9 protein-coding genes are annotated in these 16691 nt (G+C 62.4%); 2 read left to right on the top strand and 7 right to left on the bottom strand.

The window, feature by feature from the left end:
* Positions 1-682: 682 nt before the first annotated feature.
* Genes DF200_RS06715 through DF200_RS06705 form a run of 3 tightly spaced genes read right to left on the bottom strand, consistent with a single transcriptional unit; the run spans position 683 to position 3306 of the window.
* Positions 683-1555, bottom strand: a complete 873-nt coding sequence (locus DF200_RS06715; RefSeq protein WP_109137514.1) for an AraC family transcriptional regulator — start codon at positions 1553-1555, stop codon at positions 683-685.
* A gap of 43 nt (positions 1556-1598) precedes the next feature.
* On the bottom strand, positions 1599-2294 hold the full coding sequence (locus tag DF200_RS06710) for an N-acetylmannosamine-6-phosphate 2-epimerase (RefSeq protein WP_109137513.1): 696 nt from the start codon (positions 2292-2294) through the stop codon (positions 1599-1601).
* Positions 2278-3306 carry an ROK family protein gene (locus tag DF200_RS06705; RefSeq protein WP_241520172.1) on the bottom strand — a complete coding sequence of 343 codons (1029 nt, stop codon included), beginning with the start codon at positions 3304-3306 and terminating at the stop codon, positions 2278-2280. The genes DF200_RS06710 and DF200_RS06705 overlap by 17 nt, the downstream gene beginning before the upstream one ends.
* Positions 3307-3543: 237 nt before the next feature.
* Here DF200_RS06705 and DF200_RS06700 point away from each other — a divergent pair, with 237 nt between their 5' ends.
* Together DF200_RS06700 and DF200_RS06695 are read left to right on the top strand one after the other, a co-directional pair.
* Positions 3544-4986, top strand: coding sequence for a sugar porter family MFS transporter (locus DF200_RS06700; RefSeq protein WP_109137511.1), 1443 nt, complete (start codon positions 3544-3546; stop codon positions 4984-4986).
* A gap of 11 nt (positions 4987-4997) precedes the next feature.
* Positions 4998-6137, top strand: coding sequence for an alpha/beta hydrolase (locus tag DF200_RS06695; protein ID WP_109137510.1), 1140 nt, complete (start codon positions 4998-5000; stop codon positions 6135-6137).
* Positions 6138-6277: 140 nt separating this feature from the next.
* On the opposite strand, the gene DF200_RS06690 is transcribed toward DF200_RS06695, so the two are convergent.
* From DF200_RS06690 to DF200_RS06675, 4 genes are all read right to left on the bottom strand, one after another.
* Positions 6278-9076 carry a bifunctional metallophosphatase/5'-nucleotidase gene (locus DF200_RS06690; protein WP_109137509.1) on the bottom strand — a complete coding sequence of 933 codons (2799 nt, stop codon included), beginning with the start codon at positions 9074-9076 and terminating at the stop codon, positions 6278-6280.
* Between the two features lie 247 nt (positions 9077-9323).
* On the bottom strand, positions 9324-13823 hold the full coding sequence (locus tag DF200_RS11150; RefSeq protein WP_241520171.1) for an ExeM/NucH family extracellular endonuclease: 4500 nt from the start codon (positions 13821-13823) through the stop codon (positions 9324-9326).
* 220 nt (positions 13824-14043) lie between these two features.
* Positions 14044-14853, bottom strand: coding sequence for a hypothetical protein (locus DF200_RS06680; protein ID WP_146192035.1), 810 nt, complete (start codon positions 14851-14853; stop codon positions 14044-14046).
* On the bottom strand, positions 14850-16355 hold the full coding sequence (locus DF200_RS06675) for an AAA family ATPase (protein ID WP_109137507.1): 1506 nt from the start codon (positions 16353-16355) through the stop codon (positions 14850-14852). The genes DF200_RS06680 and DF200_RS06675 overlap by 4 nt, the downstream gene beginning before the upstream one ends.
* Positions 16356-16691: the final 336 nt, after the last annotated feature.

Below are 16691 nucleotides of genomic sequence, written 5' to 3'. Positions count from 1 at the left end.
TTCCATACCCGCACACACAAAAGCCCCGGCCACGACGCCGAGGCTCAACACCCCACCACACAAACTGGCGAAGGCTCATCCTTTCTCGATATCGATGGCATCTGCACCAGTCAAATCATCATTGATTGGATAAGGCTTTAATTGTCAATTATCCTAACATAAAAATGTCTACAACACGGCACATGTCGAAGCAAACACACCGAAGCCAATCCAACCCACAATGTCAATACGGTATATATTCCTTTATTTCCTTTGAAATTAAAGGAATATCAGCATCATCTCCCTTCCTTGTCGCATTCGGAAAGTTTTTTGTAAACTTACTTGCTAATAAATGTACGCATGATTATTACCGTCACTTTTCCATTGGATTACAGCGCTCGGCGTCGGACCGGGGCCGCACCGTCGGGACCGTTCACCGTCGGGACCGTCGGAACAATACCCCGGCGGCGCCGCGCCCGACGGACGACGCCGTTTTTTCGACGAAATCTCGTTTCGTCCTTGGGAAATCACGACACCCGAAATCAGGAACGTTGCGATTCCAACGTTCTTCACATCACAATGCCGTATCGACGAAGGACGAAGCCTCATTTGGGCCCGTTGAACGTCGTCGTCCTTCGCCTTTTCTCTACCACAGACCACGGTTCGCCCGGCTCAATCAAGCCGACGGACGGCCGAAACACAATCATTCCCGGGAACGGGACCGATATTCGCTGGGCGTGCAGCCGAATTCACGGTCGAACGACCCGCGCATGGTCTGCGGGCTTGGGAAACCGGCCTCGCGGACGATCCGGCTGATGGGCATGTCCGTGTTGGTGAGCAGGTCGCACGCCACCAGCAACCGCACCCGCGTCACATAGTTCTTGAACGTCACGCCGGAATATCGACGGAAGATCCGCGAGAAATGCTCCCGGGAATAACCGAAACGCTGCGCCGTCGCGGTGGAGGACAACGATTCGCGATAATGGCGTTGCACATAATGGCGGATCCGTTGGATGACGCGCCCGTCCCGGGCCATGGATTTGTCCTCCTCCTCGTTGCCGGTTCGGGGGATCGACGGCCCGGCATAGTCGAAGATACTGGTCAGCATGGTGTAGAACCACGAATTCGCCTCAAGGAACCGGGTCTGCTTGCCGCCAATCAGCGCGGTGAACATCCGCTCGCAGCATTCCGACAGGCGCTGGTAGGCATCGGCCCCGATATGGTCGTAATCCAGCTGCTGCTGCACCTGGAAGATATACGGATACGAGGGCAGCAGCTCCGTCGGGGAGATTGTGACGGACAACGCCTGAGGCAGCGCGGACGGCCGCCTGTCGTCCCCGATCAGATCGATGCTGTGGAGGCGGCGGGGAGGGATGAGCACCACATCCCCCTCGTGATGCATCGAACGCCGGCTGCCCCGCACCACCGTGGCGCGGCATCGACGGACATACACCACTTCGAACCCCTCATGCCAGTGCAACCGGGCGCGGTCGAATCCCTGATGCGCGATGATCAGGGCGGGGAATTGCGGCGACGCGGTCAACAGCTCCTGATTCGTCCCCTCGACATAATGCATGTGCCGTTCACCCTCCGCCGCTGATCGCCGTATTCGGTTGCCGTCATGACCTTACTGCATCGGAGAACCATGAGGTGATCGTCATGGGATGGGTTATCGCGGTGCCGACGACGACCGCCCACGCCCCCATATCCATGACGCGCCGGGCGTCGTCGGGCGTATGCACACGCCCCTCGCATATCACGGGGATGTCGGGATGGCGTTCCAGCATCTGGGACAACAACTCATAGTCCGGACCCTCCGTCCGGGCCCGGGCGCCGGTGTATCCGGACAACGTGGTGGATATGATGTCGAATCCCGCATCCACGGCGTTGTCGACGTCCTCGATGCATCCACAGTCCGCCATCAGTACCGCGCCGTCGTCCTTCAGCGCCCGTGCGGTCTGCCGCAGCGTAAGACCATCCGGCCGCGGACGGTCGGTGGCGTCGAGCGCCACGATGTCCGCGCCCGCCATGATGCAGGCCCTGGCATGGCGCAGCGTCGGCGTGATGTAGACGCCGTCCTCCCCCTCCTTCCACAGACCGATGACGGGCACCTTCACCCGCCCTTTGATGGCGCTGATGTCGGCGAGTCCCTGGCAGCGTATCGCGGCGGCACCGCCGATCTCCGCCGAACGGGCGACCTGCGCCATGGTCTCCGGATTGCGCATCGGCTCGCCGGGATACGCCTGGCAGCTGACGATGAGACGTCCATGGAATGATTCGATCAGGCTCGCCGTTCGGCTATTGTGCGGATTCATGACTGGTCTCCTCCGTATGTGCTTCATTGGAACGGTCGGAACACAGCGCCTCAGCGGCGCCGATAAGCGGGGCTTTGCTGCCGAGCGTGCCCACGAGGACGGGAGTCCGTTCAAGTATGCCAAGCGTCTGACGGCGGATGCCTTCGTTCACGGCATCCATCCAGCATCGTCCGGATCTCACGACGGAACCGGACAACACCACCGCGTCGGGGTCGACGGCGTTCACCAATCCGCCGAGGACGTCGCCGATGGCATGGCCGGCCAGAACGAGGCTCGCCCTCGCCGCTTCGTCGCCTCGGGCCGCCAGCGCGGAGACCTCCCCTCCGTCGACCGGCGGCGCGTCCCGGCCTTCCCGCCGCATGAGACGCCGGTAATTGTCGGCGATGCCGATGCCGGAGGCTATCGGCTCCACATGGCCGGACCGTCCGCAGGAACAGGGTATCCCCCTCGCATCGGGATGCGGCATATGGCCGATATGGCCGCAGGCGCCGTGAGCGCCGCGCACCAGTTCGCCGCCGACGATGAGCGCTCCACCGATGCCGGTGCCGAGGGCCGCCACCAGCAGCGAGCGCAGACTCCTCCCGCATCCCCACAACGCCTCGCCAAGGGCATGCGCCTGCACATCCCCGACGACGGATACGGGCAGGTCGAAAGCCGCTGATATCGCCTCGCGTAGCCTCATGCCGGTCCAGCCCGGAATCAGCGATGTGGCCGACAGCACCGATCCCGTGCCATCGATCACGCCGGCCGACGCGACGCCTATGCCCAGCAGGGGATATGGCACGTCCCCGGCATCCAGACATTCCCGCATGGCGTCGATCACACGCTTCAGCACCGCTTCGCCGCCCTGCCGGGCCCCGGTGGGAATCGAATGGCCACGAAGCATCCTCGGCATGGCCTGCATACGGCCGTGTCCATCAAGTCGGGCCAGCATCAATCCGACGGCGATCTTGGTGCCGCCGATATCCACGGCCAATATCGTTCGTCGTTGATCTTCGATGATGGAATCCATATGCACCTCCGTTGGTGTGGATGCTCCGCATTGACGCATATTCGGCGTCGTTCGTCATGCTTCCATTCTTCCAAGGGCGTTTCGTCGCCGGCAAACGGGCCGGGACCATACATCACAAAATCATCCATTTGCATCACGTCCACAGTCCCGTCAACGATGACCGGAATCCGTCCGCCCAATACGATTGGGCCCTACCGATGGACACCGACGTCCATCGATCGGGGAAAGGAGCCCATCATGAGCCAACATGCTCAACCCCAAATCGACGGAAAACTCAAAGGCAAACTGATCGCCGTCTGCACCATCGGCGCTGTGGGCGGATTCCTGTTCGGATACGACACATCGGTCATCAACGGCGCGGTCACCGCCATCGCCAGCCCGGATTCCGGGTTCGCGCTCAGCAGCACGATGAGCGGATTCTCCGTGTCCAGCGCCCTGCTGGGCTGCGTGTTCGGCGCATGGTTCGCCGGCGTGATCGCGGACCGCATGGGACGCATCCGCGTGCTCGAACTGGCCGCGGTCCTGTTCGTGGCGGCCTCGCTGGTCACCGGCCTGACGACCGACTTCACCATGTTCATCATCTTCCGCATCGTCGGTGGCCTCGGCGTCGGATTCACCTCGGCCATCGGCCCGGCCTACATCTCGGAGATATCGCCGGCCGCGAGACGCGGGTTCTTCACCAGCTTCCAGCAGATGGCCATCGCCCTCGGCATCATCGCGTCCCTGGTCGTCAACGACATCTACGTGGCCATCTCGGGAGGCGCCGAAATGCCCATGTGGATGGGCCTCGACGCATGGCGTTGGATGCTCGTCACCACGGCATTGCCCGGCGTCATCATGTTCTTCCTCTGCTTCGCCCTGCCGGAGACACCGCGGTATCTGGTCATGAAGGGCGACGTCGGGAAGGCGCGCGACATCCTGGTCGACGTCATCGGCGACCCCGACGCGGATTCCACCATCGAGAAGATCCGCAGGTCGTTCCACAGCGACGAGAACGAAAGGAAGGTCAGTTTCAAGGAGCTGCGCGGAAAGACCTTCGGTCTCAAAGGCGTGGTCTGGATCTCCATCATCTTCGTGCTGCTCGCCCAGGCGAACGGCCAGAACATCATCATGCTGTACGATTCCAGCCTGTGGAACATGCTCGGCTTCAGCGAGCAGGCGTCGCTGACCATCGCCGTCGTGCGCGCGACGCTCGCCGCCGTGGCCACCGTGGTCGGCATGGTGCTCATCGACCGTGTGGGACGCCGCAATCTGATGAAATACGGAACGCTGCTGATGACGGTGTTCCTCGGCATCACGGCCATCGGATTCGGCCAGGGGCAGCTCAACGCCGACGGCACGCTGAGCCTGTCGATCACGTGGACGTGGATCTCCATCATCTGCACGTATGCGTTCTTCCTGGTCTGCTGCGCCACGACGAACGTGGCCGTGTGGGTCATCATCAGCGAGATCTTCCCCAACCGCATCCGAGCCAAGGGCGAGGCCGTGGCCACCGCCGCGAACTGGATGTTCAACTTCCTCATCACCACCATCTATCCGCCCATGCGCGACGGCATCGGACTCGGCTGGACCTACGGCTTCTACACCCTGATGGCCCTGCTCGGATTCTTCTTCGTCATCAGGTTCCTGCCCGAGACCAACGGCGTGGAGCTTGAGGACATGAAGGCCGAACTGAAGTAGGGGGCGGAACGATGAATCATCGAAACGAGGAGGCGACGACGTTCTCCGTCAACGGCATCGCCTTCACCCGCGAAGACCTGTATGCCACGGACGGCAGGCGGCGGCTGACCCCGCTGCAGGAGCGTCTCGCCAGAACGTGGACGTATCTTGACGAGGACATTCCCGCCGACGACGATATGCCCGACGATGCCGAATACCGCGATTTCGTCGAGTACATCCGACGTCATCGGGCCAGTTATGCGTTCAGCGACGTCAGGCGACTTGATTTCCGCAGCGCCGTCCCCGGCACCGTGATGAAATTCGCGGACATCGACTACGCCGGGGATGGGACAAGGTCCCACCTTCTGGACATATTCCTGCCGAAGGAGGCGTATCTGCGTGGCGACGGCGACATCCCGGTCATCTTCAACATCCACGGCGGGGCGTTCTTCTATTCGTTCAAGGAGATCCAGAACGCCTACGCCGCCCAGCTCGCCGAACACGGATTCGCCGTGGTCTGCCCGAACTACACGCTGGCGCCCGGCGGGGATTTCCTCGACATGCTCGCCGACGTGTCGACGGCGTTGCAGTGGCTGATGCACAACGGCGCGGCATGGCAGTTGTCGTCCGAACAGATGTATCTCGTCAGCGATTCCGCCGGCGCGTTGCTGGGAACGTTCCTGCTCGCCTGTGAGACCAACCGGGAGATGGCGTCGCTGCTGGGCGTCCCCGGGCGGGGGGCGCGGTTCCGGTCGGTCGGCTTCACATCCGGAATGCTGGCCTACGACCATCTGTTCGACCCGTCGTATCCGGATTCCGGCGAATTGTTCGAAAAGCTGCGTCCGCTGTTCCGGCCGTTGATCGGACGGCTGGGCGGAACGCCGTATGAACGGACTGCGGCGCTGATGGAACGAATCGACTATCCACCGGTCTGGCTGTCCACCAGCACCGATGATTTCCTGGAATCCGATTCGCTGATCACGGCGATGCGGCTGCGAGCTATGGACCGCGACCATGAGCTGCATGATCTGCGGGCGGTCAACGGCCGACGCATCCCCCACGATTATCCGCTGATGACGTGGGATTCCGGCAGCGCCGCGCTCAACGACGCGATGATCGCGTTCTTCCGCGAGCATCTGTCGCCACGGACCACGTTGACGGCCAGCGTCTGACGGAGAACGTCTGGAGAAACACAATCGCCGAACCGGCGGGATCCGTCGGTTCGGCGATTGGTTGTCAATTATCGGATGTGGTGTGGAGGCCGGCCGATGATGATGACCGACCGGCCTTCACGGGACCTGGATGCGGCGGCTCAGTGCTGCTGCCTGCGGGCGATGCTCACGGCGCCGGCGCCCACACCGAGGACGATCAGCATGAACACGGCGGGGAGCGTCATGTCGGTGCCGGTCTTGGCCAGACCGTTGCCGGCGGTCTTGCCGGCAGTCTTGCCGGCGGTGGGGGCGGTCTTGGCCGGGGCGGTCTCACCGACGGTCACCGGCAGTTCGGCCTTCAGGGCCTTGCCGTCGATGGTGGCGGTCACGGTGATCGTGGCCTTGCCGTCCTTGTGGGCGAGCAGGGTCTGCGCGTTGAAGGCCACGGCGTTGGAGGAGCCGTTGTTCGGCGCGCTCTGCGCGGTCTTCTCGGCGAAGCTCACGGTCTGCGGGTCGGAGGACTTCCACTGCACGGGCTTGCCTTCGACGCTCTTGCCCTCGGCGATGGCCCACACCTTCTGGGAGGCGCCCTTCTTGAGCTTGAGCGAGGTAATCTTCTTGCCGTTGGCGTCGGTGAAGTAAAGCGAGGGCTTGACGATCTTGCCGTCGCGCACGGCCACCGGCAGTTCGGCCTTCAGGTCCTTGCCGTTGACGGTGGCGGTCACGGTGATGATCGCGTTGCCGTCCTTGTGGGCGAGCAGGGTCTGCTCGTCGTAGGCGACGGAGGCCTGGGCGGCACGGCTCTTGCCGTTCTCACCGGACTGTCCGTCCTTCGGCGCGAAGCTCACGACCTCGGGGTCGGAGGACTGCCAGTAGATCTTGGTGCCTTCCACGTTCTCGCCCTTGACGAAGGCGCGCACGGTCTTCTTGTCGTTCGGCTTCAGGGAGAGGGCCTTGAGGGCGTTGTTGTTCTCGTCGGCGAGCGCGAGGGCCGGCTCGGTCGGCTGCGGCTGCGGCTGGTCGGACGGCTTGGTGGCGAGCGTTTCCACGGAGGCGTCGGCGATGGACAGGCTCTGGCCGTCGATGGCCTCGGCCTTCTTGGCGTTCTCAAGGAACGTGGCCTTCTCGGCGTCGGTGAGCGTCTTGGTCACGGTGACGGAGCCGGCGCCGGGGCCCTTCTCCTCACCGGTGAAGTCGAGGTCGCCGATGTTGCCGAAGTCCACGCCGTTGGCGGTGAGCTTGATGCCCCATGGACGCGGCTCGTCTGTGGTGAAGGCGAGGCCACTGACGGTGAAGCTCACGGTGTTGCCGTCGAGCTTGACGGCGGAGAAGCCGGCGCTGTTGCGGGCCTTCGGGGCTTCAAGACCGGGGTTGGCCTTGAGGTAGTCGGAGAAGCCGTCGAAGTCGATGTAGCCGGTGTCCACGTAGCCGGTGCCCTTCTGGAACACGGTGAAGTTGTCGCCGCCTGCGAGCAGGAAGGAGTTGCCGGCGATCTTGAAGGTGTCGGTGGGCTGCACGGCCTTGCCGTTGACGGTCAGGTCGTAGACCTTGGCGCGCGGCACGGTCTTGCCGTCGATGGTGGCGTTGTAGGTGTTGTAGTTGTACTTCACGTTGTCGGAGAAGCCGAGCCACAGGACCGGACGCTGGGCGTTGGCGGGCTGCCACTGCTCTTCGATCAGGGTCTTGAGCTGGGCGCCGGTGAGCGTGATCACGGCGTTGGAGTTGCCGAAGGGCAGCACGTCGTGGGCTTCCTTGAGAGTGACCTTGCCGTCGTTGTTCGGGTCGAGGTCTGCGCGCAGGCCGCCGGCGTTGATGACGCCGATGTCGGCCTTCTGGCCGGCCTGGTCGGCGGCCCACTTCGCGGCGTTGCCGTTGAGGATGCCGAGCGTGGATTCCACACCACGGTTGTTGCCGCGGGTGGTCAGGTCGCCGGGCTTGCTGGCGCCGCGGTTGAAGGTGGAGCCTTCGGCGAGGGTGCCGAGCTGCTCGTCGCCCTTGGCGTCGGCGGCAGCCTTGGCGTCGGTGTAGATCTTGTTCACGGTCTCGTCGGACTGGTAGAGCGGGGTGTCGCCCTTCTCGCCGCCGAACACGTCGTGCTTCTCTGCGGTGGCGGTCACCTTCGCGTCCTTGCCGGTGCCGGTGATCTGCAGGTCGGTGGTGGAGTACTGGGTGCCGTAGTTGGCGGTCTCGATGATCGGGGCGCCGGACTTGGTCTTGGCGGTCTCGTACACGTGCGTGTGGCCGCCGAGGACGGCGTCCACGTTGGCGTCAAGACCGGTCAGATCGTTGGCGTCGGCGTGCACGAGGGCGACGACCGCGTCGGCCTCGCCGTTCTGCTCGTTGCCGTCGGAGAGCTCGTCGGCGTACTTGTTGACCGCGGCGATCGGATCGGTAACGGTGATGCCCTTCATGCCGGCCGGGGAGACGGAGTCGGCGAGCGTGCCGAACACGCCGCCGATGAAGGCGACCTTCTTGCCGCCGATGGTCTCGATGGCGTACGGCTGCACCTTGTCCTTGAGCACATCGCCGGTCACGTTGGCGACGACGTACTTGGCCGGGGCGATGCCCGGGACGATGCGGTCGGCCAGATCGGCGGCGCCCTTGTCGAACTCGTGGTTGCCGGTGGCGGTGACGGCCAGGCCCATGGTCTTGAGCTGTTCCATGGCCGGGACGTCGTCAGCGATCGAGGACTCGAACGCGGAGGCGCCGACCAGATCGCCCGCGCCGACGAACAGCGTGTTCGGGTTCTTGGCCTTGGTTTCCTTCAAGGCGGTGGCGAGGTAGCCGCCGTTCTCGATGTGGCCGTGGAAATCGGTGATGCCGAACAGCGTCACGTTCGTGGCGGCGTCGGCGGCCGGCTGGGCCTCGGCGGCGCTTGCGGCCTGCGCGGGGACGACCACCGCGGCGAGCAGCATCGCGGTCGCCAGCAGTCCTCCCTGAATACGTTTGTTGAACCTCATGTTTTTCTTCCCCTGTCCGTAGATTCCAACGCAGATCGGATGACCTGCGAGAAAGTACCAATAGACATATTCACGGTACGTCCGTCTCGGCAACGAGATGCGAACTGCATACGTCGAGGGAAATAACGTCAGATGAACAATAAAAGCCGACTACGTAGACGCGGTCTGCGTCCACATAGTCGGCTGTCGTCATGGATGGTCATACCGCCGGTTCCCCTCCCGACGGAGGGGAACCGATAGAGGGTGACTACGAGCGGCGCTTGCGCATCGCGAGGGCCACGCCGGCACCCGCGAGCACGATCACGGCGAGGGCGATGCCGCCGATGGCCGCACCGGTCTTCGACAGCGTGCCGCCGTTGCTCGTCGACGCGGCGGAACCGTTGGCGCCGGCGTTTCCGTTGCCGTTCTGGCCACCGTTGGCACCGTTGTTGGCACCGTTGTTGCCGCCGGGCTGCTGGTTGCCGGGCTTGTTGTTCTGCTGGCCGCCGGTGGTGTTGCCACCGGGCTGGTTCGGCTTGCCGCCAGGCTGGTTCGTGTTGCCGCCGGGCTGCTGTCCGGCGTCGCCGACCTCGATGTAGCCCATGCGCAGCGAGTGGCCGTCGGTCACGGCGTCGTCGGCCCAGAACACCGGCTTGTAGGTCTTGCCGGCCTTGCCTCCTTCGACCGTCTTCGCTTCGGCGTCGGGCGTGATGGCGAAGCCTTCGCTGTTGCCTGCGGCGATCTCGGACGGCTCGTCGTTCAGCTTGGTCAGCTGCAGCGTGCCGTCCTTGAACTCGTAGGTGGCGAGCATGGCCTTGGTGGGCTTCTCGTCGGCGCCGATGGTGTTGTCGCCCTGGGCGAGCAGGCGACCGTGTTCGGCGTCCCATGCCAGGTCGCGCGGGCCGGAGTATCCGGCGTTGGCGGCGGCTTCCGGCAGAGTGATCTGCGCCACCGGGAAGGCGTTGTCGTGGCCGTCCTTGGTGGCCTGAAGCGCGAAGGCGTAGATGGCGTTGGTCTTCTCCAGCGCCACGAAGAACAGGCCGCCGTAGCTGTTGCCGAAGCCGTCGGGGTTGTATTCGTGCACGTTCTTCGGGTCCACGTTCACCTTGAACTTCTTCTCGGTGAGCACGGAATCCGGGATGAACGCCACGCCCTCGACGCCGAGATTGGCGTCGTCGCCGTCGGCGAGCTGCACGCCGAACTGGCTCAGGCCGGCGACGAGGTTCCACTCGTGCGCGGCGGTGAGGTCCTGGGCGCCGTCACCGTTGGTGTCGGTGGTCTTCTCGTTCACGTTGTACTGGAGGATGGACGGACGGGGCTTGTTCTTGTCGGTGTTGTCGCGTTCGGCACCGATGAACACGCCCTTGGCCGGGTCGCCGCCGATGAGCGTGATGCCCTCGGAGTCCACGCCGCCCTTGCCGTCCTTGAAGTGCAGCTGCTTGCCGCCCTTCGCCACGCCGTCCTTGGTGAAGCCCCATCCGTCGTTCGTGTCCTGCTTCCACGTGCCGGTGGCCGCGTCGTAGACGAACTTGTTGATGGAGCCGGCGCCCTTCGGCCCGGTGATGCCGAGCGTGGGGTTGAGGTCGTTGTCGGCGGCCCACAGCGTGCCGGGCTTGCCGTCCTTGCCGGGCTGGTAGGCCAAGCCGGAGAGGTTGCCGTCGGTGTGCTCGCCGGTGGCCTTGCCCGCACCGAACTCGTCCACGCCGTCGATGGCCTTCACCTTGTCGAGGCCGGGCCATGCGTCAACGGTCATCTTGTCGCCGGACGGCTGGTCGGTGCCGCCGCCCTCGCCCTGCTTGACCATGCCGTCGGCGTCGGTGTTGGCCACGTAGACGACCTTGCCGTCATCGCCCTTCCAGGTGAACTGGAGGATCTGCTTGCCGGACTTGTCGAACACGCGCACCTGATCGGACTTGCCGAGACCGATGCCGGCGAGCTTGTCGAGGTTGAACTCGGCTTCGCCGCCCGCCTTGATCACGGTGCCGTCGGGCACGGTGTAGATGTGGTCGGCGGAGTCCTTGTCGTCACGGAACGACCATCCGGAGATGTCGGCGTCCTTGGTGTTCTTGGAGCCGAGCGTGACGGTGTCGGTGCCGACGTCGATCTTCTTGAGGTAGACGGCGGTGCCTTCGTCCTTGATGGTGTCCTTGAACGTGGGCGGAACCGGGGTCTCGCCGGCCGTGGTCTTGATGCCGACGACCACCGGATCGTGGTCGGAGGCGCGGAACTGGTCGGGCTGGTACAGGTTCTTCGCGTTGTAGTTGTAGCGCGAGTATTCCAACGCCACGGATTCCACGGAGTTGATGTTCCAGATGTCGGCGCCGGTGACGTCCTTGAGGGCCGCCTCGTTGGCGAAGATGTGGTCGAGCGATCCGACGCCGCCGTTGCTGTTGCCCTTGTCGTCGGTCACGGTGTAGGCGTACGTGTACTTGCCGGTCTTCTCGCTCACCTGTTCGCTCAGGTCGGTGTACTTGCCTTCCGTCACGATCTTCTGGATCGGACGCTCGGCGTAGTAGGCGTTGAAGTCGCCCACGAGGAACACCTTCTGGAGCTTGAGGTCGTTCTTCACCGTGTCGGTGAACTTGAGCAGCTCGGAGGCCTGGGCCTGGCGCGTGTAGTCGGCGTTGCCGGATCCGTCGCCCGGGTCCTTGTTCAGGTCGTTGCTGGCGGAACCCTTCGACTTGAAGTGGTTGGCCACCACGAGGAACGCGTCGGAGTCGGCGGCGTCCTTGGCCTTGAACGCCTGCGCGTCGGGCTGGCGTCCGTGCTCGTAGCCGTTCTTGCCGTTGAAGGCGTCGGAATCAGTGAGGATGCGGGTCTCGCCCACGGTCGCCACCTTGGCGGGCTTGTAGATGAAGGCCGTGCGGATCACGTCCTCCACATCGAGCGCGGGCACGTCCTTCGGGCTGGGCACGTAGGCCCAGGTGCCGGCGCCGGCCTCGGCGTTCAGCGCGTCCACCAGCGTGGAGAGCGCGTAGTCGCGGCGGTTGCCCTTGAAGTCGTTCGGCACCACGCTGGCGGCCTTGGCGGAGTTCTCGATCTCCTCAAGGGAGACCACGTCCGCGCCGAGCTTGTTGATCGCCTTGACGATCTTCGCGCGCTGACGTTCCATGTTCTCCTTGTTCCAGGCGCCGCGCACGTCGCAGTTCCTCGCGGTCACGGGGTTGCCCGCACGGTCGTTGTAGGCGTTGCTCGTCGCGCAGCCGGTCTCGTCGGCGGTGGTGGAGAAGTAGTTGAGCACGTTGAAGGTGCCGAGCTTCACGTCGCCGCCCACGGCCTTGAGGTCCGGGGTGTCGGTGCGGGTGTTGGAGAACGTCACCGGCTGGGCATCGGCGTTGTCGCCGGTCAGGCGGGTCGTCGGCTGGAACTTCCACGCGTTATTGCGGTAGTCGAACACGACCGGCTTGGTGAACGTCACCTTCTCGCCCACGCGCACGGGCTGCTCGTTGCTCAGGTACGGCAGCGGCGTGTCGGCATTCGTCGGGTACTTCGTGTCGAGGAAGTTGCGGCTGGAGCCGTCGTCGAGCGTCACGCTCTCGGCCTCCAGGCGGTCGACCTCGGCCTGATATGCGGCACCGGTCTTGGCGTCGCCCTTGAGGCCCTTGACGGTCGGGTTGAGGAACGGCTTGTTGGCGGCCGCCAGTCCGATCTCGCCGTACTTGTTGGTGTTGTAGACGTCGGAGACGGTGTAGTCGCCCTGCGGTTCCACCAGCATGCTTTCCAGCGTCTCACGCTGCGCGTCGGTCTTCGGGAACGCGACCTGGGCCGGTGCGGGCGCCTCGACCTTGTCGGTGAGCTTGGTGGCCTTCGTGGCGTTGAGCTCGGTCAGGCCGTAGTATTCGCTGACCTTGCCGCTCACCTCCACGTAGTCTCCGGCCTTGAGGGTCTTGGCGTTCGTGGCGTCGTACACGAACAGGCCGTCGGACGCCGTGTGCTTGGCGAGGTCCACGCTGCCGCCGGTGGCCGGCGTCTGGATGGTGTAACCGTTGAAGCCGCCGTCCGGGTAGGTGGCGGTGACGACGCCCTTGGTGCTCACGGTCTTGTCGACGAGCGGGCTGGCGTCGCCGGTTCCCTGAATCTCGGCGATGGTCTTGTCTTCGGACGGCGTCGGATCAGGCGGGGTCGGCTGGGAGCCGCCGTTGGTCACGTTGGCCGCACCGGGCGTGATGTCGGCGCTGAGTGTGAAGTCGGCGCTGTTGTCGTTCGTGTCCTTGGTGTCCGTGCGGTCAAGCGACTTCACGTCGGTGTTGGACTTCGGTGCGGTCGCCGCGGCCTTCTCGAACGTGTTGGTCGCGCCGTATCCGAGCGCATCGACGATGTCGGCGTTCTGCGTGGTGTCGCCGGCCGCCGGGCTGAGCTTGTCGGTCGTCGCGGCGAGGAACAGCGTTCCCTTGGTGCCGCTGGGCATCAGATTCTCGGCGTCAAGATCGGCGTTCGGCAGCTCCTCGCCGTTCGCGCCGTTGGAATTCGCCTTGACGACGTAGTATCCCTTGGCCTTGATGGTGCCCGTCAGATTGACGATGCCGTTGGCAGCGCCCGTCCCCGATGCGGAACGATACTGCAGAGAGGCGCCGTCGAGGCTGATGTCGCCATCGGTCGTGTTGGCCAGTTCAATGAACTTGTTCTTGTATTTCGCGCCATTGCTGCCTCCGGAGAGATAGGCCTCATTGATGACGACGCCGGCGCAGTTCCCGCCGGTCGCCGCATCGGCGGCCGACGCCGCCTGTGCGGGGACGACCGCGGCGGCGAACAGCATTGATGCCGCCAACAGTCCTCCCTGAAGTCGTGCTGCGAACCGTTTCATATTCTTCCCCTGTCGATTTCGTAGACGGTATATTCCGCCATACGAAATCCACGCTATCGCCGCAATCGCAACACGACACGGAGGAAAAATGAACCACGCGACGCCGCACGATGAACATCACGTGCCGACTACGTAGCCGGCAAACCGCGTCACGCCGACCAGGCAACGACTCTTTCCGCTGCCATTACCGTCGTTGCCGCCTCCTTCGCGGTACAGGGCCGGCCGCATGGCTTTGCAGGAATTCTTCAATCCATTTGAGATTGCTGCCTCGTTCCAGACTGTGGAAGCTGGATCTATCTCTGGCATAATCCCATGAACTGCGCCAATCAGGCATACTGCCGTGCAACTGTGCCAGCTCGTCCAGTTTGGCCCGAAAGCCGTCCGCGTCGTTCTGGTAAGCGAATGCAAAATCAGCGGCCTTGCCTTCTTTCTGGTCGGCTTCAAGGCTTCCGACATCATCATGAAGGGCATGCTCCAAATTACGACTCATATAGAAAAGCCGGTACGGCACCAACCAGTCCTGCGTTTCCTTGATTCGACGCCGATATCCGTCGGACCAATTAACCAACATGTCGGTGCATCGGCATTTTTCCTCGGCGACCTCCAAAGCCCGATCCCGGTTTTTCACACGAATCTGATTCAGACCGTACTCGCGGTCATCCATACCAGAGTCCTCAATGACCGCGGAATCCGGTACATACGCCCCGTCCAAATCGGTGATATGGGCTATCCACCCCAAATCGGTCACCTGCCTATCGGCCGCAATATACTCATCGACAAGCTTACCGACGGTGACCGTCACATCCCGACCCGGCACAAACCCATGCTTGTCTCGGAACGGTTCGGGAAAAAGCCTGGCGGTCATCACATCGCAATGCACCTCCTGATCACCGATGACCGCATTATCGAATAGATTCTGCAGCGGGGCCGCCAATGCATTGGCATCGCTCGTCCCCTCAACAAGCAGCAGCAGTGTACGACGTCTGGCCATCATTCACTCCGTCCAACGTTTGCCTCAACCGTGTTGTCATGCACAGTCGACTCCCGGAGCCGGGGATGCCCGGCTCGGTATAACGCGTTGGCGAACATACGAGCCTTCGGCGCCTCATACAAATCGGGACCGTCCCATCCGAGCAGCACATCGGAAAGATATACCTTGCGCGGGTTGTTGGTGGGCTTAAGCTTCGGTGCCGGAACGAATCGATTGCTGGAATCGGTGACCGTAAAGCGAATGCATTCCGAGGGCAGTACCTCCAACGCCCGAAGATTATGGGCCGTGAATACCAACTGCCCTTTGATGCCCGATGCGATCTGCAAGAGCATGTCACCCAACAGCTGCTCGAATACGCCGGAATCGATCTCATCGATGGCGACCATTGCATTCGAATCGTTGTAGGCGTGGATGAAGAATGCCAACAGACCGGTGATACGGATAATGCCTTCGGACTCGCACCGGAACGGTATATGCGGGCCACCTCGCGTAGACATGAGTTCGACCTGGACTCGCGGTCGCCCCTGTTCATCGGCCGGAGCTGCGGACTTACGAAGTTCCAGCTGCAGACCGGGAATCAGGCTTGGCAGCATGGTGTTGTAGGTGGCGATGATGTCGCAGAGCTTCTCCACGTTGACAGTCGACATGATGTTGGGTTCAAGCAGATCGAATCGGATCGACCCGCCTGTTGCATCATCCATAATCGGAACGTATTGATAGCTCGCCAACGCGCTACGACGTGTCGTGGAGATGAAGATATCCGTTCGTGCATACTGCACCAGACGTCTCATCCCCCGCGTCAAAGCGTAAACCTTGGTCTCTAGCAGTTTTCGTGTGGAAGCCGCAAGACGCTCTTTCTGCAAGGCCCTATCGGACAACGCTTCAAGCAGTGGAATATCCTGATTATGCTCATCCAGCTTTGCGTGGGGAAGAAACAGGAAAGACATGCCTTGGAATTGCTCGGCACGCTCGACGAAATCCACATCACGCGCAATGTCAGCGATACCGAGCATAGAGCGCCATGCATACTGGGGAAGTCGCACTGCGGCTTTGCCCGCGCCATTTTCATGGACGATGATAGGCGAGCCGAGACTACTACGGGAATCTCCTGCGCGCAGCGCCTCCCGCGCGACTTTGGCAAAGCCTCCGGGGTGACGTTCAAGATTTACCGAGTACTCAACATACTGATACTCGTGGCGGGGACCGTCGCTGCCACCCTCATCTTTTTCACATGACTTTTCCTGACGGGGTGCATCCATGCGAAAAACCGCGGTAATGGAGGCTTTCCCCGTCCCCGCGTTCACGATATCGGCACTGCCTTCAGGGAGTTTGGCCCCGGCGAGAAGATGACGAAGACAATCAATGACGTCGATAACCGATGTTTTTCCAGAACCATTTTGACCATAGATACCGGTGACGGATCCACGGGAGTCAAGATCCTCAAAGTCAATGATGCCGTGACCGACATTGCGTACGCCATCCATGACAAGCGTAATAAGACGCATGCTTCATCACCACCAGCCATAAATATAAAAAGTGGTATTTTTTATACCATTTCAATAAATCATAACAATGATAGATGCTCAATTCCTCCGCTTCCAAATCATTTCCCATAGAATGAAGCACAATAGGGCCATGCTGAAGACACGACGTTGTACCGTAGAGGCCCATTCAACGTCATCATCGCTAAATACCACTCATATCGTTGTATGTGCAGGAACATCCATCATCGTTGATACATATTCCTCATGTCCCCATAGCAGTGGCCTCGGCATACACCATCGTTGACAATTCACGACGATACCGCCCGCACGACACGCCAACCAAATGAATCGTGCCCG

The organism is Bifidobacterium catulorum (genome assembly GCF_003129925.1).
Lineage (GTDB): Bacteria > Actinomycetota > Actinomycetes > Actinomycetales > Bifidobacteriaceae > Galliscardovia > Galliscardovia catulorum.
The sequence above is the reverse complement of the archived record's forward strand: the minus strand, read 5'-3'. Positions and strand labels throughout refer to the sequence as shown.